A 23,101-nucleotide genomic window follows, 5' to 3' on the forward strand; every position below is an offset into this window, starting at 1 on the left:
GTGGCCGCGCGCTAGCTGAGCGTCAGCGCGAGACCTTGCCGGCCTTGATGCACGAGGTGCAGGCGTTCACGCGCTTCGGCGTCCCGCCGACCACGGTACGGACGCGCTGGATGTTCGGGTTCCAGCGACGGGACGTACGGCGGTGCGAGTGCGAGATGTTGTTGCCGAAGCCCGGCCCCTTGCCGCAGACGTCGCAGTTGGCAGCCACGGGTCACTCCAAAGACTTCAGATGCACTTACGGTTGATCCCGGCATGCCGGGATCGCGATCCCAAGAACTGGGATCCGAGTGGCGCTGCCAGGGGGAGGAGCCGATCTGGATCGTGGATCCGGATCGGACAACCGGAGCAGCATACAACGACTGCGTCCGTACAACGAAACTACCATGGCTGGTCCGGGCCTCGTCCCGGCCCTCTTACCGGCGGTCACCGCTGCGGGTCTACGCTGCGTGCGACGTGCGGCGTCCCACCTGATCCCCACGTCCAGCAGCCAAGCAGCCAAGCAGTTCAAGGAGGCGCAGGTGCCGCAGGTGCCGCAGACATTCTTCGATGCTCTCGCGGTGCGCACCTGGTGCGGACTCGCCCTGGCGGCGCTGGGACGCGCGCGCGAGGAGATCGACGCCATCAACGTGTACCCGGTGGCCGACGGCGACACCGGCACGAACCTCTACCTGACCATGGAGTCGGCCGTGGCGGCCGTCGAGGCCGTGTTCGCGGGCCACGAGGCCGGTGGCCGGCCGACCAGGGTGGGGAAGCCCACGCTCGCCGAGGCCGCGCGGGCCATGGCGCACGGCGCGCTGATAGGGGCCAGGGGCAACTCCGGGACGATCCTCGCCCAGCTTCTGCGCGGTATGGCCCAGGTGCTCGCCGACGACAGTGAGGCGGCCCACACCGACGGCCAGGGCCTCCGCCTCGCTCTCCGGCACGCCGCCGACTCCGCCCGTGAGGCCGTCGCCCACCCCGTCGAGGGCACCGTCCTCACAGTCGCCTCCGCGGCGGCCGAAGCGGCCACCGACGCCGAGGGCGACTGCGGCACGGTCGCCCGCGCCGCCTACGAGGGCGCCGGTACGGCCCTCGCGGCGACCCCCGCCCAACTGGCCGCCCTGGCTCGTGCCGGCGTCGTGGACGCGGGTGGGCGGGGCCTGGTGGCGGTACTGGCGGCGCTGGTGGAGACGTTCACGGGGGAGGCACCGAGGGCGGTGGCCGTTTCCGGGTGGCACGCGCGCGTGGACGACGCCGAAGCCGCCGTCGACACGGTGGCCGAGGCGTGCGGGGTGGGCGGGCCCGCCTTCGAGGTGATCTACCTCCTGGAGGCGGAGGACGCGGCCGTGGCCCGGCTGCGGCGGATCCTCGACGAGCTGGGCGATTCTCTGGTCGTGGTCGGCGGGGACGGGCTGTGGAACGTCCATGTGCACGTCGACGACGCCGGGGCCGCGGTGGAGGCCGGGGTCGAGGCCGGGCGGCCGTACCGGATCCGGATCACGCACTTCGGGGCCGAGGACGCGCACATGACCGGTGAGGCCGGTCGGCAGCCGCGCGAGCGCGCCCAGCGGGCCGTGGTGGCCGTGGTGCCGGGGGAGGGGCTGGCCGGGCTGTACACCGAGGCCGGCGCGACCACGGTCCTGGCCCGCCCCGGGGAGCCGCCCGCCAGCGGGGAACTCGTGGAGGCCGTACGACGTGCCCACGCGCGCGAGGTGGTGCTGCTGCCCAACGACGCGGACCTCCGCCACACGGCGGCCGCCGCGGCCGAGCAGGCCCGCGCCGACGGCGTCCGGGTCGCCCTCATCCCCACCCGCTCGGCCGTCCAGGGCATCGCCGCCCTCGCCGTCCACGAGCCCGACCGCCGCTTCGACGAGGACGTCGTCTCCATGACCTCCGCCGCCGGCGCCACCCGCTACGCCGAGGTCGTCATCGCCGAGCGCCAGTCCTGGACCATGGCCGGCATCTGCCAGGCCGGCGACGTCCTCGGCCTCATCGACGGCGACGTCGCCGTGATCGGCTCCGACGTCACGACCACAGCGGCGGCGGTCGTCGACCGCATGCTCGCCGCGGGCGGCGAAATGGTCACCCTGGTGCTGGGCGACGAGGCCCCCGCCGGAGTCGTGGACCATGTGGAGGCGAGGGTGCGGGAGTCGTATCTGGCGGTGGACACGGTCGTGTACCGGGGTGGGCGGCAGGGAGCGCTGCTGCTGATCGGCGTGGAGTAGGACTTGAGTCAGGGGCGCGGGGAACTGCGCGAGAAGCCCCACACACACCCGCAGCCGAACAACCCACCAGAGCCGGGTCGAAGGGGCGGCAGCCCCTGGGGACGGGACGGGTAGGGGCGGCGGGGGCGAAGACACCGGAGGCGCGCCCCCGCACCGCTCAGCTCTCGCTCCGGGCCTCCGCCACCTCCAACAACCGCTCCGCCTCCGTCCGGCGTGCCCCGGCCGTCTCGTCGTCGCGGCCGGTGAACGCGGACAACACACCCCGCGCCCGACCCGCGGCGGCAGCACCCCGCCGGAGATCGGCCTCCAGCCACCCCGCGGCGAGTTCAGCGGCGGTACGCGCGTCGAGGAACTCCGCCCCGAGGGAGTCGTACACCGAGACCGCCCGCTCGACGAGCCCGAGCGCCTCCTCGAAGACCGGCCGGAAGGAGGCGAGGTCCGCGTCCTCGGCCACGGAGCGGGCGAGCAGGTCGCCGAACTGCCGGTAGGTCTCGCCGAGTTCCGCGACGATCCGGCGGCGGTTCTCCTCACCGGTCACGTCGGACAGGGCCGCCTCGCAGCCCACCACGGCGTCGCCCATCAACTCCCGTGCCTCGTCCGGAGCCGACGGCTTCGCACCCTCGCGGCCCTCCCGCGCCGCGTACCAGGCCCGCGCCCGCAGCGCCCGGACATACCCGTGGACGTTGCCCAGCTCGCCCCAGAGGTCGACGGCGCGCGCGTACGCCCGGTCGGAGTCGGCGGCCAGCCCCGCGCGGGCGAGCGCCTCGGCGGCGAGATGGGCGAGCATGGCGTGGTCGCGCTGCTCGGGCCAGTGCCGGGCGACGTCGGCGGCCCGCAGCCACCGTTCGGCGGCCTCACGGTGCTCACCCAGCTCGGTGTGGCAGTCGCCGAGCCACCAGAGGGTCTGGGCCACGGCTCCGTCGCCGTGCGTCTCGGCGGTGAGATCCGGCAGCGCCGACTCCAGCACCTCGGCCGCCTCCGCCCAGCGCCCCAGCCGCAGCAGGAACCCGCCGAGCAGATGCCGGGCCCAGGAGCCGAGGGTCGGGCCCTCGCCCGCCTCGTCGGCCCAGTGCGCAGCCTCCAGGGCGTGCTCCGCGGCCTGCTCGACCCGCTCGCCGGCGCCGAGGAGTTCGGCGAGCTGGAGGTGCAACTGGGCGTGGCCCACCGGCTCCAGGTCCGACCCGCCGTGCTCCAGCGCCGCGCGAGCCGCCCGCTCGGCGGTTTCCAGGTCTCCGAGATGCTGCGCGACCCCGGCGAGCCGCGCCTCGTACTGCACCGCGAACCACGGCAGCCCGGCCGCCACATACCGCTCCGCGGCCTCCGCGAACAGCGCGGCGGCGGCCTCCGCGTCCCCGCCGTGCGCGGCCAGCTCTCCGAGCATCGCCCGCGCCTCCGCGGCCCGCGAGGCCAGCCGTACGTCCTCCGGGCGGCCCGGCTCAGCGCGCGCACAGAAATCAGCCAGTTCCCGGACTGCGGACTCGGCGGGGGCCACCGCGTCGGTGTCCTCGTTCTCGTGGTTCTCGTGCATCCGCTGCACGTGGATCCGCGCCCGCCCCACCAGCACGGACGCCGTCTGCCGTACACCGGTCCCGCCGTCCGCCCAGAGGGCGAGGATCTTCTCGTACGGCTCGGAGATCAGCTCCAGGGCCGCCTCCGGGTACCCCGCCAGGGCGTGGACGTTCGCCCCGCGCGCGCGTGCCGCCAGCGCCTCGCCCGGGTCGCCGGCCTCCTCGTACAGCTCGGCCGCCCGTTCGAAGAGGGCGCGGCCCTCGGGGCCGAGGCCGATCGCCTCGTGGTCGACGATCTCCGCGCGGTCCCAGGTGTCCAGCTCCGCGCCCTCGGCCTCGGCGGCACGCGCCACGGCGGCCCAGGCCCCGACGGAGCCCGGATGCAGGGACGCGGAGAGCCGCCGCGCCTCGGCGAGGAGCGCGGGCAGGTCGTCCTGGGCCGCAGCGGCTTCCCTCCGCTCCACGGCGGCGGGCGGCCGGGGCGCCGGCACCGGAACGACGGTCCGGGTCGAGCGCACCCCCAGCGGCAGCCGCTCCAGCAGCGGCGACCGGTCCATCCGCTCCCGGACATGGGTGCTGACGTACGCCGTGCCGTTGCGCTCGTCGAAGAGCGCGGCGAGGGAAAGGGCCTCCTCGCGCGCGTGGGAGGCCAGTTCGCGGGCGGTCCAGGTACGGCCGAGGGGGCCGGGGACAGTCTGATCGCCGAACCCACGCGCCGTGAGACGGCCCATGAGCAGGGCCACCACGCTCATGAAGTCCAGCTTGCTGCGCGGGTCACCGGAGTCCGTGAAGTACGCCGGACGCTCGGCCAGCAGCTCCAGGCCGCGCGCCTCGTTGCCCGTCAGGGCACAGAACTCCACGTGGTCCGCGTACGCGCCCCGCATGCTCTCCATGGCCCGCACCAGCCGGAAACCGCGCAGATGGTGGGCCCGGGCCTCCTCCGGGCGCCCCAGGCGCAGCAGCGGCACCAGGGAGGACGCCAGGACGGTGTGCGGCTCGTGGGCGCACGTGTACTCGCCCTCCAGGACCGGCGCCCACAGCTCCAGCGCCTCGGCGTCCTCGCACTGCCGGGCCTGCCACCAGCCCTGGCCGTGCAGCTCGCACGCGTGGCAGTCGGCCATGGCGTCCCGGTCGGCGGCCAGCCACGCCCCGTACGCCCGCTCGGCCCTCGCCAGGTCGCCGATGTGCGCGGCCACGCTGAACTCGGCGCTGCGCACGGCCCGTTCCGAGTGCCCGGCGAGCCGGTAGCGGTGCTCCATCTCGCCGAGCCACTTCTCTATGGAGGCGAGCGGGATGTGCGGCTGGTTCAGCATGCCGGCCGACATCCACTTGAACACCCAGTGCAGGGAGTGGATCTCGTACTCGTCGAAGTCCTCGGGGCGCTCGTCCCACATGCGCAGCAGACGCGCGAAGGGGACGAACATCTTGTCCTTCTCGGAGCTGTAGTTGTAGACCTTCAGCTGGTGCCCGAGTGCCTCGATCACGGCGAGCGGGACGTTCAGCTTCTCGGCCTCCACGAGCAGCAGTTCCGCGCGTGCGTTGCGTGCGGGGCCCTCCGGCTGCTCGTAGTTCTCCGCCATGGCCCGGCGCAGCTCGTCGAAATCCGTGATGTCGGTGAACCGACTCATCCGCGGCCGCCCTCTCCGAAGCCGGAACCGGAACCCGAGCCCGGCCCGGACCCGGGCTCGGTGTGCGTGGCCCACTCCAGCAGGCCGATGAACGCGCGGTTCAGGAGCGCCGAGTCGGCGGGCCTGAGCGGCCGCTGGGCCATCAGCAGGGCCTGCCCGTACAGGGACTCCGTGGCCGTGCCGATCAGCTCCCGGTCGGTCAGGGAACTGATCCGCCGGATCAGCGGGTTGAGATGGTTGAGCACCAGCCGCGCGCGCGGGGCACTGCCCCGCAGCGAGCCCAGGATGCCCGCCCACAGGTCGTCGGCCTGCTCCTCCGCCTCCGCGCGCGCCTGCTCGTGCCGGGAGGACCGGTCGTCCAGGTGCAGCGCCGGCACGGACAGCGGATGGAAGGCCCGCAGCACGACATCGCACCCCAGGGGGTCGAGTTTCGCCCGCGCGGCCGACAGGAAGCCCGCCAGCGCCAGCTCCTCGTCCGGGTCCAGCGCGTCCAGGTGCGCGGTCACCGTGTCGGCGTCCAGCTCGGCGACCACCGTCCCCGGGCGCACCGACGGCAGCGCCTCGACCAGCTCGCTGTCGTACGTGTAGCCGCCGTTGACGACCCCGACGCCCTGCGCGGACGCGATCGGCGCGACCTGGCGGTACTCCTCGACGGTCCGCGTGAAGTGCACCACCGGGTGCCGCTGCGCGAACTCCTCCAGGGACAGCCGCCCGTCGGTCGTCTCGAAGGGGAGCCACGGCAGCATCGTGCGCAGCATCTCCCTGTCGTGCCGCGCCAGCGACTTCACGCCCAGGTAGTGCACCGACAGGAAGGCCGCCAGCCGCTCCGGATCACCGGCGGCGAGCCCGGTGAGCCAGCCGCGAATCCTTTCGCCCAGCGCCTCCCGTACGGCCGCCAGGGTCTCGTCCTCGTACAGCGACTCGCGCGACGCCGTGGGCCGCAGACTGTCCGTGTCGAGCACACACCGCACGAAGAACGCCCAGTCCGGCAGCAGCTGTTCGGCCCGCTCGGTGAGCAGCATGCCCTTCAGGTGCACCCGGTGGCTCGCCCGCTGGGCCGGGCTGACGGCGGACGGCAGGACGTACGCCACGCCCCGGATCCCCGCCAGCGGCACGTCCAGCTCGATCGAGTCCAGCGGCGTGAACCCGAACAGGTCGTGACAGTGCCGGGCCAGGGCCACCCTCCGGGTGGCGGGGGAGGGGTACGCGCGGTCCCAGGGCGCCGGCAGATCGGTGACCGCCTCGTCGCCCACCCGGACGTCGTACGGCAGCAGCGACCCGAAGTCCCGCGCCAGCGTCAGCACGCGCGCGGGGGAGAGCCATTCCGCCGCCCCGGGCCGCGCCACGAGGTGCACGGTCGTGCCGGGCTCGGGACGGGCCTCGTCGGGCAGCGTCCGCACGGTGTACGAGCCGTCGTCCGCCGCCGTCCACTCCACGGGCGGCGCGCCCGGCGTCCGGGCGCTGCGGCTGACCACGCGGATACGCTCGGCGACCACGAAACACGCCAGCAGCCCGATGCCGAACTGCCCCAGGAAGTCCGAGCGGACCTCCTGAATGCCACCGTCGTCGCGCTTGGAACTCCGCCCGATCGTCGCGAGCAGGTTGTGCACATCGGCCTCGGTGAGCCCGATGCCGGAGTCCTCCACCCGCAGCGCGCCGCCCTCGGCGAACAGCCGCACCCGGGCGGGCGCGTCGGGCTGCTCGGCACGCCGCGCGGTGATCGCGTCCACCGCGTTCTGCAGCAGCTCGCGCAGATAGACCTTCGGACTGGAGTAGAGGTGGTGCGAGAGCAGATCCACCAGGCCACGCAGATCGACCTGGAACGTATGAGGCGACTGGGGTGACTGAGGTGTCTGGGGTGCCTGGGATGACTGTGAGGTCATTGAATCCATCGTCGCAGCGCCGGTGGGGAGGGAATCTGGCGACGGCGGCGGGGTCGGGCGGTCCCGGGGACGGTGACCGCGGACGGGAGGCGGTACGGACCCTGACACGGGCCCGGGAGTGCGTCATCCTAGGCGCGAACGACCCGTCTGACCAGCGGATTTCAAGGACGTATACGGGATTGTCAGTGCCGTGGTGTGCAATGGATCTCGTGCCCGCGCTCGAAGAACCGCTCAAGAACACGCTCGGCGCCGCCACCGCGAAGGTGATGGCCGAGCACCTCGGCCTGCACACCGTCGGCGACCTGCTGCACCACTATCCCCGCAGGTACGAGGAGCGGGGGCAGCTCACCCACCTCGCCGACCTGCCCATGGACGAGCACGTCACGGTGGTCGCCCAGGTCGCCGACGCCCGCCTGCACACCTTCGCCTCCGCCAAGGCCCCCCGGGGCAAGGGCCAGCGCCTCGAAGTGACCATCACGGACGGCAGCGGCCGCCTCCAGCTCGTCTTCTTCGGCCACGGCGTGCACAAACCCCACAAGGAGCTCCTCCCCGGCACCCGCGCCCTCTTCGCCGGCAAGGTCTCCGTCTTCAACCGCCGCCTCCAACTGGCCCACCCGGCCTACGAACTCCTGCGCGGCGACGACGTCACGGAGACCGTGGACACCTGGGCCGGAGCCCTCATCCCGATCTACCCGGCCACCGCCAAGCTGGAGTCCTGGAAGATCGCCAAAGCCGTCCAGACGGTCCTCCCGAGCGCCCAGGAAGCCGTCGACCCCCTCCCCGACTCCCTGCGGGAGGGCCGAGGACTGGCCACGCTCCCCGAGGCCCTCCTGAAGATCCACCGCCCCCACACGAAGGCGGACATCGAGTCCGCCCGCGACCGCCTCAAGTGGGACGAGGCCTTCGTCCTCCAGGTCGCCCTGGCCCGCCGGCGCCACGCCGACGCCCAACTCCCCGCCGTCGCCCGCAAACCCACCCCCCAAGGCCTCCTCACCACCTTCGACGCCCGTCTCCCCTTCACCCTCACCGAGGGTCAGCAGAAGGTCTCCAAGGAAATCTTCGACGACCTCGCCACGGAACATCCGATGCACCGGTTGCTGCAGGGAGAGGTCGGATCGGGCAAGGCCCAGCCTCTCGACTCGTTGGTGCTCACTCCTGCCGGTTTCCGCCGGATGGGGGACTTGAGCGTGGGGGACGAGGTTGTCGTGCCCGACGGGGAGGTCGCGCTGATCGACGGCGTCTTCCCGCAAGGAGAGCGCGATGTCTGGCGGCTGGTGCTGTCCGACGGCAGCTCTGTCGAGTGCGACGACGAGCATCTCTGGATCGTCGGTGCCAGCCGTGGGGGCTACCGAGGGCAGGAAGCCAAGGTCATGACCACTCGAGAGATCCGTCTCGACACCTTCACGGCGAACGGATCCTCGAAGTGGTACATCCCGGCCGCAACCCCCGCCGACCTCGGAGTCGATTCAGGGCTGCCGCTGGATCCCTACCTGTTCGGCCTCCTCTTGGGGGACGGCTCGTTCCACCACGATCTGCGTTTCTCCACGATCGACAAGGAGATTCGAGATGCCGTGGCAGCCGCGGTCGCACCCGAATGCCGGCTGGTGCCGGTAAAGGGCTCCGGCTGCGACTACACGATCCAGCCGGCGCAAGGTGCTGGGGGCGTCCGCAATCCCGTGATCCAGACGCTGCGCGAGCTGAACCTGTGGGGCCTTCCGGCACATGGGAAGTTCGTGCCGGACGACTACAAGAACACGTCGGTCAAGAACCGTCTGGCCCTGCTGCAAGGCCTTCTGGACACGGATGGCACTGTCAAAGCGGACGGCCTCAGCATCTCGCTCTGTTCGGCCTCGCGCAGGCTCGCGGACGACGTCGCCTGGCTCGTACGATCACTGGGTGGCCGTGCACGAGTTCTGCCGAAGCGAGCCGCCTTCGATGTCTCGGTTGCCCTGCCCGAGGAACACGCGCCGTTCCGGCTGACCCACAAGGCCGACCGCGTACGGGCCCGGCCGAAGGACAACACGTTTCGACGCGGGATCCGGGCCGTCGAGCAGGTGGGTCGCAAGCCGGTCCAGTGCATCAGCGTCGCCCACCCGAGTCGCGCCTACGTCACCGACAATTTCACGGTCACCCACAACACGATGGTGGCGTTGCGCGCCATGCTCGCCACGGTCGACGCAGGCGGTCAGGCAGCGATGCTCGCGCCCACCGAGGTGCTCGCCCAGCAGCATCACCGGTCGGTCACCGAGATGATGGGGGAGCTGGCCGAGGGCGGGATGCTGGGTGGGGCCGAGCATGCCACCAAGGTGGTGCTGCTCACCGGGTCCATGGGCGCCGCGGGACGCCGGCAGGCGCTGCTGGACCTGGTCACCGGAGAGGCCGGGATCGTCATCGGCACGCATGCGTTGATCGAGGACAAGGTGCAGTTCCACGACCTGGGCCTGGTCGTCGTGGACGAGCAGCACCGCTTCGGCGTCGAGCAGCGCGACGCCCTGCGCGGCAAGGGCAAGCAGCCGCCCCACCTCCTCGTCATGACGGCCACCCCCATCCCGCGCACGGTCGCCATGACCGTCTTCGGCGACCTGGAGACCTCGGTCCTCGACCAACTCCCCGCCGGCCGCTCGCCGATCGCCAGCCATGTCGTCCCGGCCGCCGACAAGCCCCACTTCCTCACCCGCACCTGGGAACGCGTCCGCGAGGAGGTGGAGAACGGTCACCAGGCATATGTCGTCTGCCCCCGCATCGGAGACGACATCGACGAACCGGCCGACCCCAAGAAGGCCAAGAAGTCCCCCGAGGACGAGGCCGAGAAGCGCCCGCCCCTCGCCGTCCTCGCCATCGCCGACCAACTCGCCAAGGGCCCCCTCCAAGGCCTCAAGGTCGAGGTCCTGCACGGCCGTATGCACCCCGACGACAAGGACGCGGTCATGCGCCGCTTCGCCGCCGGCGAGACCCATGTCCTGGTCGCCACCACGGTCATCGAGGTCGGCGTCAACGTCCCGAACGCCACCGCCATGGTGATCATGGATGCCGACCGCTTCGGCGTCTCCCAGCTCCACCAGCTCCGCGGCCGAGTCGGCCGCGGCTCGGCCGCCGGCCTGTGCCTCCTGGTCACCGAGATGCCGGAGGCGAGCGCGGCCCGCCAGCGCCTGAACGCCGTCGCCTCCACCCTCGACGGCTTCGAACTCTCCCGCATCGACCTCGAACAACGCCGCGAGGGCGACGTCCTCGGCCAGGCCCAGTCCGGCGCCCGCACCAGCCTCCGCATGCTCGCCGTCATCGACGACGAGGAGATCATCGCGGAGGCGAGAGAGGAGGCGGCAGCGGTCGTGGCCGCCGACCCGGACCTCACAACCCTCCCCGGCCTGCGCACGGCCCTGGACGCCCTGCTGGACGAGGAGAGGGAGCAGTACTTGGACAAGGGCTGACAAGGGCTGACAAGGGCTGGGGACCAGCGAGCCCTGAAGGGGCGCGGGGCGGTATCCAATTTGCCGCTACCGCCGCATGGGCGCGACCAGCCACCATGGACTCGCAGCCGCCCATGGTGATCAAGAGGAATCCGCCCAGGCGAATCCACCCCGACCCGCTGCCGCCCACGCCACGCCACTCCGGACCCGCTGCCGCCCACGGCAGCCACTCCCAATCCGCTGCCGCCCACTGCTAGACGCACCCACCCCAGACGCGCGACTGCCAGACTGGACCCACAGCCGCCCCCTCCACCAAGGACCCAAGATGACCCGCGTGATCGCCGGCACGGCCGGCGGACGCCGCCTCGCCGTCCCGCCGGGCAACCGCACCCGCCCCACCTCCGACCGCGCACGCGAGGGCCTCTTCTCCACCTGGGAATCCCTCCTCGGCGGCCCCCTGGCCGGCGAACGCGTCCTCGACCTGTACGCCGGCTCCGGCGCGGTCGGCCTGGAAGCCCTCTCCCGCGGCGCCGGCCACACCCTCCTCGTCGAGGCCGACGCGCGAGCGACCCGCACGGTCCGCGACAACGTCACATCGCTCGGCCTCCCCGGCGCCGAAGTGAGGTCGGGCAAAGCGGAGCAGATCATCCAGGGCCCGGCGCCGGAAGCGCCGTACGACCTCGTCTTCCTCGACCCCCCGTACGCCGTCTCGGACGACGATCTTCGCGAGATTCTGCTCACACTCCGTACCGGGGGCTGGCTCGGCGAGGAAGCCCTCGTCACCGTGGAGCGCAGCACCAGAGGCGGCGCATTCGTCTGGCCGACCGGTTTCGAAGCGATCAGGGCCCGTCGCTACGGCGAGGGAACGTTTTGGTACGGTCGCGCCGCCTCTACGTGCGAAGACGCACGATGACCGGACCGGAGAGCGAGGGATCGCAAGTGCGCCGTGCCGTATGTCCCGGGTCGTTCGACCCCATCACCAACGGACACCTCGACATCATTGGCCGCGCCTCCAAGCTGTACGACGAGGTCTACGTCGCAGTGATGATCAACAAGTCGAAGAAGGGCCTCTTCGAGGTCGAAGAGCGGATCGAGCTGATCCGCCAGGTCACCACCGAGTACGCGAACGTACGGGTGGAGGCCTTCCACGGCCTGCTCGTCGACTTCTGCAAGCAGCGCGACATCCCCGCCATCGTCAAGGGCCTGCGCGCGGTCAGCGACTTCGACTACGAACTGCAGATGGCCCAGATGAACATCGGCCTGTCGGGGGTGGAGACCCTTTTCGTCCCCACCAACCCCACCTACAGCTTCCTGTCGTCCTCCCTGGTCAAGGAGGTCGCGACCTGGGGCGGCGATGTCTCCCACCTGGTGCCCCCGCTCGTCCTCGAAGCCCTCGGTGAGCGTCTGAAGCGGGACTGAGCGGACGAAGGTCCCCGGCTGGCCGTACAGTCGACCCGACCGTCTCCAACACAGCTGTAGAGAGTGGCGAGCACACGGTGGACCACACGGTGGACGTGCAGAAGAAGCTCGACGAGATCGTCTCGGTGGTCTCCGGCGCCCGATCCATGCCCATGTCGGCCTCGTGCGTGGTCAACCGCGCCGAACTGCTCTCACTGCTCGAAGAGGTGCGCGCCGCTCTGCCCGACTCCCTCGCCCAGGCACGGGAGTTGATCGGCGACCGTGACCACATGGTCGAGCGTGCCCGCATGGAGGCCGAGCGGATCATCGAGAGCGCGCACGCCGAGCGCGGCTCCCTGATCTCCGACACCGAAGTCGCCCGCCGCTCCCAGAACGAGGCCGACCGCATCCTCACCGAGGCCCGCCAGGAGGCCGAGGAGGTCCGAGCCGAAGCCGACGACTACGTCGACTCCAAGCTCGCCAACTTCGAGGTCGTCCTCACCAAGACCCTCGGCTCGGTCGGCCGCGGCCGCGAGAAGCTCCTCGGCACCGGCCCCGGCCTCGACGAGCAGGGCTACGAGGACGAGGACGCCCCCGAGCGCAGCCACGACCCGGAGACCCTGCGACGCGACGCCGACTCCTATGTGGACGCCAAGCTCGGCGCCTTCGAGGCGGTCCTCGCCAAGACCCTGGACGCCGTCGGCCGCGGCCGCCAGAAGCTCCACGGCCGCATCGCCACCGACGACCTCGGCGCCCTCTCCCTGAACGACGACGGCACCTCCCCGCAGCCCACCAGCGACGCCGACTACCTGGCCGAGCTCGCCGACCTCTCCGGCACCGCGCAGCAGTCCCGCGCGGTGCCGGAGAGGCAGTCGTACGGCCAACAGCAGGACGCGTACCAGGCGACGGCGTACCAGCAGGACCCCTACGGCGGCTACCAGCAGCCGTACGCCCAGCCCCAGCAGGCCGCCGATCCCTACGGCTACCAGCAGGCCGACCCGTACGCGGCCGGCTACCCGCAGCAGCCGGCGTACGACCCGAACCAGGGCCACCAGGATCACCCGAACCAGAGCCACCAGGATCACCCGAACCAGGGCCACCAGGATCAGCAGCAGGGCTATGCGCAGCCCCAGGCGAACGCCCTCGACGAGACCAGCCTCTTCGACACCACCATGATCAGCGCCGAGCAGCTGCGGCGCTACGAACAGGGCCGCTGACAGCGGATTGGGCCGAGAGCGAAAGGTCCAGTATCCTGGCTCTTCGGTCGCGTGTACGTCCGCGATCAACGCTGCCCGGGAAGCATCGAAGGGTGGCGTCCTCAAGCTTCAAGATCGAAAGCAGGAATGGCCCTGAACGCCCGCCTCGACCACCGCGACCCTCTCGTGTTCGACACACACGAGCTGGGGCGGCGTCCTGGCGCGCTGCAGCGCCTGACCCGTGAGATCGACGCTCCCAAGGACCTCGGGATCCAGGGAGTGATCGGAGTGCCGGAAGGCGCCCCGGTGGAGCTCGAACTCCGCCTGGAGTCGGTCATGGAAGGTGTGCTTGTCACAGGCACCGTCCGTGCACGGGCCAAGGGGGAGTGCGTAAGGTGTCTGGAGCCGCTGGAGCTGGAGCTCGAAGCGGACTTCCAGGAGATGTTCTCGTACCCTGACGCCGACGACCGGGGCCGCCCCAAGGCGGAGCCGGCCGACGACGCCGAGGAAGACGAGGACAGGCTCTTCATCGAGGACGGCCTGTTCGACCTCGAACCCGTGCTGCGCGATGCGGTGGTGCTCGCACTGCCGATGCAGCCGGTGTGCCAGGACGACTGCCCCGGCCTGTGCTCCCAGTGCGGAGCCCGGCTGGCGGACGACCCGGACCACCACCATGACGCCGTCGACATCCGTTGGGCGGCACTGCAGGGACTCGCCGGTTCACTCGAAGACGGCGAGAAGGACGAGATGAGCGGCGCCGAAACCGGTGTCGACGAGAAGCAGGAGAAGTAGCCGTGGCTGTTCCGAAGCGGAAGATGTCGCGCAGCAACACGCGCCACCGCCGGTCGCAGTGGAAGGCTGCGGTCCCCACCCTGGTTGCGTGCGAGCGCTGCCACGAGCCCAAGCTGCAGCACATCGCGTGCCCGTCATGCGGCACCTACAACAAGCGCCAGGTCCTCGAGGTCTGAGCGGCTGGTGAGAGGCACTGTGTCCAGCCCCAAGAAGGCGGATGACGCCAAGGCGGAGCCCACCGCCAAGAAGAAGGCGGAGAACACAGCCTCGTCCCACACGCTTCTGGAAGGGCGGCTCGGCTATCAGCTCGAGTCCGCCCTTCTGGTGCGCGCGCTGACCCACCGTTCGTACGCGTACGAGAACGGCGGCCTGCCCACCAACGAGCGCCTGGAGTTCCTCGGGGACTCCGTTCTCGGCCTCGTGGTCACGGACACGCTGTATCGCACCCACCCCGACCTGCCCGAGGGCCAACTGGCCAAGCTGCGGGCCGCGGTGGTCAATTCTCGTGCGCTGGCGGAGGTGGGCCGCGGGCTCGACCTCGGCTCCTTCATCCGGCTCGGCCGTGGTGAAGAGGGCACAGGTGGCCGGGACAAGGCATCCATCCTCGCCGACACCCTGGAAGCGGTGATCGGTGCGGTCTACCTCGACCAGGGACTGGACTCGGCGGCGGCGCTGGTGCACCGCCTGTTCGATCCACTGATCGAGAAGTCCTCGAATCTCGGAGCCGGCCTGGACTGGAAGACCAGTCTCCAGGAGCTCACCGCGACCGAGGGGCTCGGCGTGCCCGAGTACCTGGTCACGGAGACCGGCCCCGACCATGAGAAGACCTTCACCGCTGCCGCCCGCGTCGGAGGCGTCTCGTACGGCACCGGCACCGGCCGCAGCAAGAAGGAAGCGGAGCAACAGGCGGCCGAGTCCGCCTGGCGTGCCATCCGCGCCGCGGCGGACGAGCGGGCGAAGGCGGCGGCCGAGGCCGCGGCCCGGCCCGACGAATCCGCCGACACACCTTCGGACACCGCCCCGGCCTGACGCCGGGACCGGATCGCTCGAAACCCCCACCGGACAGGCTTTCGGTGGGGGTTTCGGCGTCCGCTGGGGCAGCAGCGGGTTCGCCGGTACGAGGGGGAGCGCGTGGGGGAGCTGGACGAGACCGCGGCAGCGGGCGCGGGCAGGGCAGCGGGCGGCGATACGGTGAACCGCCTCGCGGGGGCCTTCGCCGGCGGGCGCAGCCCGCAGTCGGGCAGGTCCACGGCGACCTCTCCGTGGTGACGCGGACCGACGAGCCCCCGCGGACGCGGCGCGGGCCCGAACCCGTCCGCGTACGTGACGCCGACCCCCTCCGGCTCGGAGTGCACCGCCCCATCCGCCGCACCGGGGCGGCCGCGCCGTCCCTGCCCGGCTATGTCCCCCGCGACCTGGACGCGCCGGACGGCGGCGGACTCCGCGACCTGATCGGGCGGGCGGCGAACCACGGCGGGTTCGTCCTCCTCCCGGTGGCGCGGGGCAGGGAGACCGAGACCCACGCCCCCGCTCACCCGCGGCCTCACCCCGGACGGCCGCCTCGCCAGCACCCCCTGACCACCGGGTACGCTGCCGACGTCACCCCACCTACCGGAGGACCCGTGCCCGAACTACCCGAGGTCGAGGTCGTACGACGGGGCCTGGAACGCTGGGTGGCCCACCGGACCGTCGCCGATGTGGAGGTCATGCACCCGCGCGCGATACGGCGGCACCTGGCCGGGCCCGAGGACTTCGCGCACCGCCTCAAGGGGCACCGGATCGGCGAGCCGAGCCGGCGGGGCAAGTATCTGTGGCTGCCGGTGGAGGACACCGGGATCGCCGCGCTGGCCCACCTCGGGATGAGCGGGCAACTGCTCGTGCAGCCGCACGACGCGGCGGACGAGAAGCACCTCAGGATCCGCGTCCGCTTCGCGGACGACCTCGCCACCGAACTCCGCTTCGTCGACCAACGCACCTTCGGCGGACTGTCGTTGCACGACACCACCCCCGACGGCCTGCCCGACGTCATCGCGCACATCGCCCGCGACCCCCTCGACCCGCTGTTCGACGCCGAGGCCTTCCACCAGGCGCTGCGGCGGAAGCGTACGACCATCAAACGGGCCCTGCTCGACCAGTCGTTGATCAGCGGGGTCGGCAACATCTACGCGGACGAGGCGTTGTGGCGGGCGCGGATCCACTACGAGCGCCCGACCGCCGGTTTCACCCGCCCCCGCACCACCGAACTCCTGGGCCACGTACGGGACGTGATGAACGCGGCCCTCGCGGTGGGCGGCACGAGCTTCGACAGCCTGTATGTCAACGTCAACGGAGAGTCGGGGTACTTCGACCGCTCGCTGGACGCGTACGGCCGGGAGGGGTTGCCCTGTCGGCGCTGTGCCACGCCGATGCGGCGGCGGCCGTGGATGAACCGGTCCAGCTACTTCTGCCCGACGTGTCAGCGGGCGCCGCGGGTCTCGTCGTAACGCTCGCGGGCCCGGAGCACGTCTTCCATGCGGTCCTCCACGCAGGTGATGAGGGACAGCAGACGCTCGGAGACCTCGCGGCCGAGCGGGGTGAGCGTGTAGTCGACGCGGGGCGGGTTGGTGGCCTGGGCCTCGCGGTGGACCAGGCCGTCGCGCTCCAGGGCGTGCAGGGTCTGCGAGAGCATCTTCTCGCTGACGCCGTCGACGCGGCGCCGCAGCTCGTTGAAGCGGAGCGAGCCCTCGTGCAGCGCGCCCATCGTGAGCACACCCCAGCGGCCCGTGACGTGCTCCAGGGTGCCCCGCGACGGACAGTTCCTGGCGAACACGTCGAAGGCCAGGTCGTCGAGGTTCAGGCCGTCCGCGCCCGCGGAGGCCTGCGCGGGCGTCACGGCGGTCTGCGCGGCTGATTCCATACGTCGAGAATACTCCGGCACAGCGCTAACCAAAAGGTTGCACTAACTACCGGTTAGCGTTCGGCTGGGCGAGTGCCGCCTAGTAGCCGAAGTCCTGCGTCCACCACGGTCCGCCGTCGCCCATGTGGACACCGACGCCGAGGGTCTTGAAGTCGCAGTTCAGGATGTTCGCCCGGTGGCCGGGGCTGTTCATCCAGGCCTCCATGACCGCCTCGGCGGTGGCCTGGCCGCGGGCTATGTTCTCGCCGCCGAGACCGGTGATCCCGAGGGTGGCGGCGCGGTCCCACGGGTCCTCGCCGTCGGGGTTGGTGTGGTCGAAGAAGCCGCGGAGGGCCATGTCCTCGCTGAAGGACTCGGCCAGCTTGGCCAGATCGCTGTTGGCCGCAACCGGGCTGCAGCCCGCCTTGGCCCGCTCCTCGTTGACCAGCTGGAGGACCGCGGCCTCGGCCTGGGTCTCGGAGGAGACCTCTGCGGGGGCAGTGGTCTTCTTCTCCTTCTCCTTGGTGGGCTTCGCGGTCGGCGTCTTGGTCTTCTTCGAGCCGGAGCCCTCGCTCGCCTCTTCGGACGGCTTCTTGGACGGCGTCTTGGAGGGGGACGGGCTGTTCGACGGCGAGGCCTCGCGCTCGGTGTCGCGGCTGGTGGACTCGTCCTCGCGCTCCTGCGCGGCGCCGTCCGTACCACCCTGCTGGCTCGCCGCACCCGTCGGCGAACCGGCAGGCACCACCGTCTCGGAGGTGTTGCCCCCGCTGATCGTGTACTGGCCGCCGCCCGGCAGTACCCCGGTGGCCACCGCGGCGGTGCCGAGGGCGACGGCGGCGGAGACACCGAGCAGACCGGTCTTCACGGGGGTGACGGCCCTCTTCTTACGACGGCGCGAACCACCGGCGCGCGAGGCGGCCTGAGCGTCGGCCTCCAGGACAGCGGCGAACCCGTACAGGTTCTCCGGGCCGTAATGGGGCTCCTCGGAAGCGAAGCCCGTGTCCGTGACCCCGGTGGCGCGGCCCCCCCTGGCGGCGCGGCCGGCGGCGGAGCGTCGGTGGCGTCCCATGTCTTGGCCTTCCTCGTCCTTGCGCTGTCCTGCGGTCAACGTTGGTGATGTTGTCAACGTTGTGATCGTCGTCTTCACGAACCTCACACGAAGGAGTGAGTTTCATATGAGATTCATTGGGTCGGGACGGTACAGCATGGCGCCAGGGGTGGGAGAGACCCGAGAGACATTGGCCCGTTAGCGTGCAGGCATGAGCGAGGATGTACGGCTGGTCGCCTGGGCGCGTGGACGGGTGCAAGGTGTGGGTTTCCGCTGGTTCACGCGGGCCAGAGCCCTGGAGATCGGCGGACTGAGTGGTTTTGCTCTCAATTTGGCCGACGGGCGGGTGCAGGTGGTCGCCGAGGGCTCCCGTGAGGCGTGCCAAGGGCTCCTGGAGTGGCTCCAGAGTGACGACACGCCCGGGCGCGTGGACGGCGTCACCGAGATCTGGGACACACCGCGAGGGGGTTACGACGGCTTCGCCATCCGCTGACCCCCTGCTGTGAAGCGGGCCGGGTGAAGGCGGAGGGGCGCGCCACTGGCATATGCCAGAAGCATGTACAGAACAGAAATGTGCAGGTGATTGCCAAGACGGACGTGTCATGGCAGGCTCCGAAGAAAGGATGATCCCCTCGCTCCATCGGCCAGGAGAGGTCCCGGAATCGCCGCAGCGTCGCCCGATCGGGGCCGCGCGGCACTGGGATGCCCGCCAATGCGGGGCGTGATCGTGTTGACCGTCAAACTTTTTGGTGAGACGCTGAAAGCCCCGCGCACCTTAGCTGTTTGGCATGGAGAACGGCAGCAAAAACTCAACAGTGCCAAGCATCGCGGGTGCGATTCCCTCACGACCCACACCGCTTCGGTCGGTCACTCAGTGTGGAGGACCATCCATCATGGCAAAGGCGCTTCTCGGTTACGTCGGCGGCTCCGACCCGCGACTCCTCGCCGAGATGCGACGGCTCCAGCAGCGCGTCCAGGACCTGGAATCCGAGCTCGTACGGATTCAGGCCGAGAACGACGCGTTGACGGCTGCCGCTTCTCACGACTCGCTCATGGAGCTCGACGCACACCAGGCGGAGCCTGCGCTCACCTGATCACTGCATCGCATCGCACCACGACAGACAGCAGTGGTTGGGCTGCCCGTATCAACCGCTAAGTTGTCAGATCTGCAAGGGACGCCTTCTCTAGAGGCGTCCCTTCTTTCTTTCCCCCGCGCTCTCGCGCTTTCTCCACACTCTTTAACGTCTGATGTGCCCTGCACGTTCATATGCGAAACCGGGCGTTCATGGAGTGAGACAAGGCCGGAAGGTAAAGTCCAGCGGCGTGCACCTCAAGGCCCTGACCCTCCGTGGGTTCAAATCGTTCGCCTCGGCGACCACACTCCGGTTCGAGCCGGGTATCACGTGTGTCGTCGGACCGAACGGTTCGGGCAAGTCCAATGTCGTGGACGCGCTCAGCTGGGTCATGGGCGAGCAGGGCGCGAAGTCGCTGCGCGGCGGCAAGATGGAGGACGTCATCTTCGCCGGCACCACCGGGCGACCCCCGCTGGGCCGCGCCGAGGTCTCCCTGACCATCGACAACTCCGACGGGGCCCTCCCCATCGAGTACTCCGAGGTCACCATCACGCGGATCATGTTCCGCAACGGCGGCAGCGAGTACCAGATCAACGGCGACACCTGCCGCCTCCTCGACATCCAGGACCTGCTCTCCGACTCCGGCATCGGCCGCGAGATGCACGTCATCGTCGGCCAGGGCCAGCTCGACTCCGTCCTGCACGCCGATCCCATGGGCCGCCGCGCCTTCATCGAAGAGGCCGCCGGCGTCCTCAAACACCGCAAGCGCAAGGAGAAGGCGCTCCGGAAGCTGGACGCCATGCAGGCCAATCTGGCCCGCGTCCAGGACCTCACCGACGAACTCCGCCGCCAGCTCAAGCCCCTCGGCCGGCAGGCCGCTGTCGCCCGCCGCGCCGCCGTCATCCAGGCGGACCTCCGGGACGCGCGGCTGAGGCTGCTGGCCGACGATCTCGTACGACTCCACGCGGCGCTCCGGACCGAGGTCGCCGACGAGGCCGCGCTGAAGCAGCGCAAGGAGGCCGCCGAGACCGAGCTGAAGAAGGCGCTCCAGCGGGAGGCGCACCTGGAGGGCGAGGTGCGACGGCTCGCTCCGCGCCTCCAGCGGGCCCAGGAGACCTGGTACGAGCTGTCGCAACTCGCCGAACGGGTGCGCGGCACGATCTCGCTGGCCGACGCCCGGGTCAAGAGCGCCACCTCCGCACCTCCCGAGGAGCGGCGCGGACGCGACCCCGAGGACATGGAGCGCGAGGCCGCCCGCATCCGCGAACAGGAGGCCGAGCTCGAAGCGGCCCTGGAGGCAGCCGAGCGGGCCCTGGAGGACACGGTCGAGCACCGCGCCGAGCTGGAGCGCGAACTGATGGTCGAGGAACGCCGTCTGAAGGACGTCGCCCGCTCCATCGCCGACCGCCGCGAGAGCCTCGCCCGCCTCAACGGCCAGGTCAACGCGGCCCGCTCCCGCGCGGCCTCCGCCCAGGCCGAGATCGACCGCCTGGCCGCCGCCCGCGACGAGGCGCAGGAACGTGCCGTCACCGCCCAGGAGGAGTACGAGGCGCTGAAGGCCGAGGTCGACGGCCTCGACGCCGACGACAACGAACTGGCCGGACAGCACGACGCCGCGAAGCGCTCCCTGGCCGAGGCGGAGGCCGCCCTCACCGCCGCCCGCGAGGCCACCACCGCGGCCGAACGCCGCCGCGCCGCCACCCAGGCCCGCCACGAAGCCCTCGCGCTGGGCCTGCGCCGCAAGGACGGCACGGGCGCGTTGCTCGGAGCGAAGGACCGGCTTGGAGGGCTGCTGGGTCCGGCCGCGGAACTGCTGACGGTGACGCCGGGTTATGAGGTACCGCTGGCGGCTGCCTTCGGGGTGGCGGCGGATGCGATCGCGGTGACGTCTCCGTCCGCTGCGGCGGATGCGATCCGGTTGCTGCGCAAGCAGGACGGCGGCCGAGCGCCGCTGTTGCCGGCGGGAGCGCCGGAGGAGCTGATGCCGACCGGTACGGGAGCGCCCCGAAGGGGTGTGGGGAACGGCGCGACCAGCCTCGACCAACCAGCAGACGAACGACGGCCTCTCCCGGCACCCCCCGCCGGGCGCACCGCACCCCCCGCCGGGCACTTCGCCACCGACCTCGTCCGCGGCCCCACCGAGCTCATGCCCGCCGTACGCAGGCTGCTGCGGGACATCGTCGTGGTGGACACCCTCGAAGACGCCGAAGACCTTGTCTACGCGCGCCCCGATCTCACCGCCGTCACCGCCGAGGGCGACCTGCTCGGAGCGCACTTCGCGCACGGAGGTTCGGCGGGGGCGCCGAGTCTGCTGGAGGTACAGGCGTCCGTCGACGAGGCGGCGGCCGAGCTGGAGGAACTCGCCGTACGGTGCGAGGAGTTGGCCGAGGCCCAGGAGAGCGCGGGTGAGCTGCGCCGGGAACGGGCCGGGTTCGTGGAGGAGCTGGGAGAGAGACGCCGGGCGGCCGAGCGGGAGAAGTCGGCGGTCGCCCAGCAGCTCGGGCGGCTGGCCGGGCAGGCGAGAGGGGCCGCGGGGGAGGCCGAGCGGTCCACCGCCGCGGCCGCGCGGGCCCAGGAAGCCCTCGACAAGGCCGTACAGGAAGCCGAGGAGCTGGCCGAACGGCTCGCGGTGGCCGAGGAGATGCCCGTCGAGGAGGAGCCCGACACCTCCGTACGGGACCGGCTCGCGGCCGACGGGGCCAACGCGCGGCAGACGGAGATGGAGGCCCGGCTCCAGGTGCGGACGCACGAGGAGCGGGTGAAGGGGCTCGCAGGGCGCGCGGACTCGCTCGACCGCGCCGCGCGCGCCGAGCGCGAGGCGCGGGCGCGGGCCGAACAGCGCAGGGCGCGGCTGCGGCACGAGGCGGCCGTGGCCGAGGCCGTCGCGTCCGGCGCCCGGCAGCTGCTCCTCCACGTCGAGGTCTCCCTCGCCCGCGCGGAGGAGGAGCGCACCGCCGCCGACGCCGCCAAGGCCCGCCGGGAGCAGGAACTCGCCCAGGCCCGCAACGAGGGGCGCGATCTCAAGGCCGAGCTGGACAAGCTGACCGACTCCGTACACCGGGGCGAGGTGCTCGGCGCCGAGAAGCGGATGCGGATCGAGCAGTTGGAGACCAAGGCGCTGGAGGAACTGGGCGTCGAACCGGAGGGGCTGATCGCGGAGTACGGCCCCGACCAGCTCGTACCGCCGTCGCTGCCGGCCGAGGGGGAGGAGCTGCCGGACGACCCGGAGCATCCCCGGAACCAGCCGAAGACGTTCCACCGCGCCGAGCAGGAGAAGCGGCTCAAGGCGGCCGAGCGGGCGTACCAGCAGCTCGGCAAGGTCAATCCGCTGGCGCTGGAGGAGTTCGCGGCGCTGGAGGAGCGGCACAAGTTCCTCAGCGAGCAGTTGGAGGACCTGAAGAAGACCCGCGCCGACCTCCTCCAAGTGGTGAAGGAGGTCGACGAGCGCGTCGAGCAGGTCTTCACCGAGGCGTTCTGGGACACCGCACGGGAGTTCGAGGGCGTTTTCAGCCGGCTCTTCCCGGGTGGCGAGGGGCGCCTGATCCTCACCGACCCCGACAACATGCTCACCACCGGCGTCGACGTCGAGGCCCGGCCGCCGGGCAAGAAGGTCAAGCGTCTCTCGCTGCTCTCCGGCGGCGAGCGCTCACTCACCGCCGTCGCCATGCTCGTGTCGATCTTCAAGGCGCGGCCCAGCCCGTTCTATGTGATGGACGAGGTCGAGGCGGCGCTCGACGACACCAACCTGCAGCGGCTCATCCGGATCATGCAGGAGCTGCAGGAGGCGTCGCAGCTGATCGTGATCACCCACCAGAAGCGGACGATGGAAGTCGCCGACGCGCTGTATGGCGTGTCCATGCAGGGTGATGGCGTATCGAAGGTGATCAGCCAGCGGCTGCGGTAGCGCGCCGCTGGGATCGGCCGTTCTCGGGTGCGGGTGAGTGAGGACTGGTCGCGCGGTTCCCCGGGCTCCCTCAGGTCGACTGCCGTTTCGCTTTCTTCAAGAGTTGAAGAAAATGCACCTAGCCTCTGCTCTCTGCGGTCACATACCCCTCTCTTGACTTCGAAACTTGAAGGCATAGTCTCTGG

Annotated in this window: 17 protein-coding genes; 12 read left to right on the top strand and 5 right to left on the bottom strand. The window is 71.1% G+C overall.

From position 1 onward, the window contains the following. Positions 1 to 22: 22 nt before the first annotated feature. Positions 23 to 208: a 50S ribosomal protein L28 gene (gene rpmB, locus JIX55_RS35645; protein ID WP_003993230.1), complete on the bottom strand. Its 186-nt coding sequence runs from the start codon at positions 206 to 208 to the stop codon at positions 23 to 25. 310 nt (positions 209 to 518) lie between these two features. Between rpmB and JIX55_RS35650 the strand changes: the two genes are divergently transcribed. Then, positions 519 to 2,204: a DAK2 domain-containing protein gene (locus tag JIX55_RS35650; RefSeq protein ID WP_257569590.1), complete on the top strand. Its 1,686-nt coding sequence runs from the start codon at positions 519 to 521 to the stop codon at positions 2,202 to 2,204. Between the two features lie 157 nt (positions 2,205 to 2,361). Here JIX55_RS35650 and JIX55_RS35655 read toward each other — a convergent pair whose 3' ends face one another. Then, on the bottom strand, positions 2,362 to 5,340 hold the full coding sequence (locus JIX55_RS35655) for a tetratricopeptide repeat protein (RefSeq protein ID WP_257567346.1): 2,979 nt from the start codon (positions 5,338 to 5,340) through the stop codon (positions 2,362 to 2,364). After that, positions 5,337 to 7,232, bottom strand: coding sequence for an HSP90 family protein (locus JIX55_RS35660; RefSeq protein ID WP_257567347.1), 1,896 nt, complete (start codon positions 7,230 to 7,232; stop codon positions 5,337 to 5,339). Before JIX55_RS35660 ends, JIX55_RS35655 begins: the two co-directional genes overlap by 4 nt. A gap of 191 nt (positions 7,233 to 7,423) precedes the next feature. On the opposite strand from JIX55_RS35660, the gene JIX55_RS35665 reads away from it, so the two are divergent. The 8 genes from JIX55_RS35665 to mutM all read left to right on the top strand — a co-directional run bounded on the left by JIX55_RS35665 (position 7,424) and on the right by mutM (position 16,499). Continuing rightward, positions 7,424 to 10,651, top strand: a complete 3,228-nt coding sequence (locus JIX55_RS35665) for a helicase-related protein (protein ID WP_257567348.1) — start codon at positions 7,424 to 7,426, stop codon at positions 10,649 to 10,651. Between the two features lie 76 nt (positions 10,652 to 10,727). After that, positions 10,728 to 11,543: a 16S rRNA (guanine(966)-N(2))-methyltransferase RsmD gene (gene rsmD, locus JIX55_RS35670; RefSeq protein WP_306820065.1), complete on the top strand. Its 816-nt coding sequence runs from the start codon at positions 10,728 to 10,730 to the stop codon at positions 11,541 to 11,543. A 26-nt stretch (positions 11,544 to 11,569) separates the two neighbouring features. Further along, positions 11,570 to 12,049 carry a pantetheine-phosphate adenylyltransferase gene (gene coaD / locus JIX55_RS35675; protein ID WP_257569591.1) on the top strand — a complete coding sequence of 160 codons (480 nt, stop codon included), beginning with the start codon at positions 11,570 to 11,572 and terminating at the stop codon, positions 12,047 to 12,049. 89 nt (positions 12,050 to 12,138) lie between these two features. Beyond that, positions 12,139 to 13,245 carry a cell division initiation protein gene (locus JIX55_RS35680; protein ID WP_257569592.1) on the top strand — a complete coding sequence of 369 codons (1,107 nt, stop codon included), beginning with the start codon at positions 12,139 to 12,141 and terminating at the stop codon, positions 13,243 to 13,245. 126 nt (positions 13,246 to 13,371) lie between these two features. Further along, the gene (locus JIX55_RS35685; RefSeq protein ID WP_257567350.1) at positions 13,372 to 14,016 is read left to right on the top strand and encodes a YceD family protein; all 645 of its coding nucleotides are present in this window, start codon (positions 13,372 to 13,374) and stop codon (positions 14,014 to 14,016) included. Between the two features lie 2 nt (positions 14,017 to 14,018). Beyond that, positions 14,019 to 14,192 (top strand): 50S ribosomal protein L32, encoded by a 174-nt coding sequence (gene rpmF, locus JIX55_RS35690; RefSeq protein ID WP_007493396.1) that lies wholly within the window; start codon positions 14,019 to 14,021, stop codon positions 14,190 to 14,192. A 7-nt stretch (positions 14,193 to 14,199) separates the two neighbouring features. After that, the gene (rnc, locus tag JIX55_RS35695; RefSeq protein WP_257567351.1) at positions 14,200 to 15,045 is read left to right on the top strand and encodes a ribonuclease III; all 846 of its coding nucleotides are present in this window, start codon (positions 14,200 to 14,202) and stop codon (positions 15,043 to 15,045) included. A gap of 593 nt (positions 15,046 to 15,638) precedes the next feature. Continuing rightward, positions 15,639 to 16,499: a bifunctional DNA-formamidopyrimidine glycosylase/DNA-(apurinic or apyrimidinic site) lyase gene (gene mutM, locus JIX55_RS35700; protein WP_257569593.1), complete on the top strand. Its 861-nt coding sequence runs from the start codon at positions 15,639 to 15,641 to the stop codon at positions 16,497 to 16,499. Here the strand turns inward: mutM and JIX55_RS35705 are convergent. Continuing rightward, positions 16,472 to 16,912, bottom strand: coding sequence for a winged helix-turn-helix transcriptional regulator (locus JIX55_RS35705; RefSeq protein WP_257567352.1), 441 nt, complete (start codon positions 16,910 to 16,912; stop codon positions 16,472 to 16,474). The two genes, mutM and JIX55_RS35705, sit on opposite strands and share 28 nt — an antisense overlap. A 79-nt stretch (positions 16,913 to 16,991) precedes the next feature. After that, positions 16,992 to 17,960, bottom strand: a complete 969-nt coding sequence (locus JIX55_RS35710; RefSeq protein ID WP_257567353.1) for a CAP domain-containing protein — start codon at positions 17,958 to 17,960, stop codon at positions 16,992 to 16,994. A 190-nt stretch (positions 17,961 to 18,150) separates the two neighbouring features. Between JIX55_RS35710 and JIX55_RS35715 the strand changes: the two genes are divergently transcribed. The 3 genes from JIX55_RS35715 (at position 18,151) to JIX55_RS35725 (ending at position 22,916) form a co-directional block, all read left to right on the top strand. Continuing rightward, on the top strand, positions 18,151 to 18,432 hold the full coding sequence (locus JIX55_RS35715) for an acylphosphatase (protein ID WP_257567354.1): 282 nt from the start codon (positions 18,151 to 18,153) through the stop codon (positions 18,430 to 18,432). Between the two features lie 400 nt (positions 18,433 to 18,832). Then, on the top strand, positions 18,833 to 19,033 hold the full coding sequence (locus JIX55_RS35720; RefSeq protein ID WP_149825411.1) for a hypothetical protein: 201 nt from the start codon (positions 18,833 to 18,835) through the stop codon (positions 19,031 to 19,033). A gap of 229 nt (positions 19,034 to 19,262) precedes the next feature. Continuing rightward, positions 19,263 to 22,916, top strand: a complete 3,654-nt coding sequence (locus tag JIX55_RS35725) for an AAA family ATPase (RefSeq protein WP_257567355.1) — start codon at positions 19,263 to 19,265, stop codon at positions 22,914 to 22,916. Positions 22,917 to 23,101: the final 185 nt, after the last annotated feature.

Origin of the sequence: Streptomyces sp. DSM 40750 (assembly GCF_024612035.1) — a bacterium.
GTDB lineage: Bacteria > Actinomycetota > Actinomycetes > Streptomycetales > Streptomycetaceae > Streptomyces.

What these genes read in the sequence shown, in the direction of transcription:
- JIX55_RS35665 (WP_257567348.1), top strand. Translation starts at nt 7,424, where the DNA reads ATGGATCTCGTGCCCGCGCTCGAAGAACCGCTCAAGAACACGCTCGGC.
- JIX55_RS35685 (WP_257567350.1), top strand. Translation starts at nt 13,372, where the DNA reads ATGGCCCTGAACGCCCGCCTCGACCACCGCGACCCTCTCGTGTTCGAC.
- JIX55_RS35660 (WP_257567347.1), bottom strand. Translation starts at nt 7,232, where the DNA reads ATGGATTCAATGACCTCACAGTCATCCCAGGCACCCCAGACACCTCAG.
- rsmD (WP_306820065.1), top strand. Translation starts at nt 10,728, where the DNA reads ATGGGCGCGACCAGCCACCATGGACTCGCAGCCGCCCATGGTGATCAA.
- JIX55_RS35655 (WP_257567346.1), bottom strand. Translation starts at nt 5,340, where the DNA reads ATGAGTCGGTTCACCGACATCACGGATTTCGACGAGCTGCGCCGGGCC.
- JIX55_RS35710 (WP_257567353.1), bottom strand. Translation starts at nt 17,960, where the DNA reads ATGGGACGCCACCGACGCTCCGCCGCCGGCCGCGCCGCCAGGGGGGGC.
- JIX55_RS35720 (WP_149825411.1), top strand. Translation starts at nt 18,833, where the DNA reads ATGGCAAAGGCGCTTCTCGGTTACGTCGGCGGCTCCGACCCGCGACTC.
- JIX55_RS35705 (WP_257567352.1), bottom strand. Translation starts at nt 16,912, where the DNA reads ATGGAATCAGCCGCGCAGACCGCCGTGACGCCCGCGCAGGCCTCCGCG.
- JIX55_RS35715 (WP_257567354.1), top strand. Translation starts at nt 18,151, where the DNA reads ATGAGCGAGGATGTACGGCTGGTCGCCTGGGCGCGTGGACGGGTGCAA.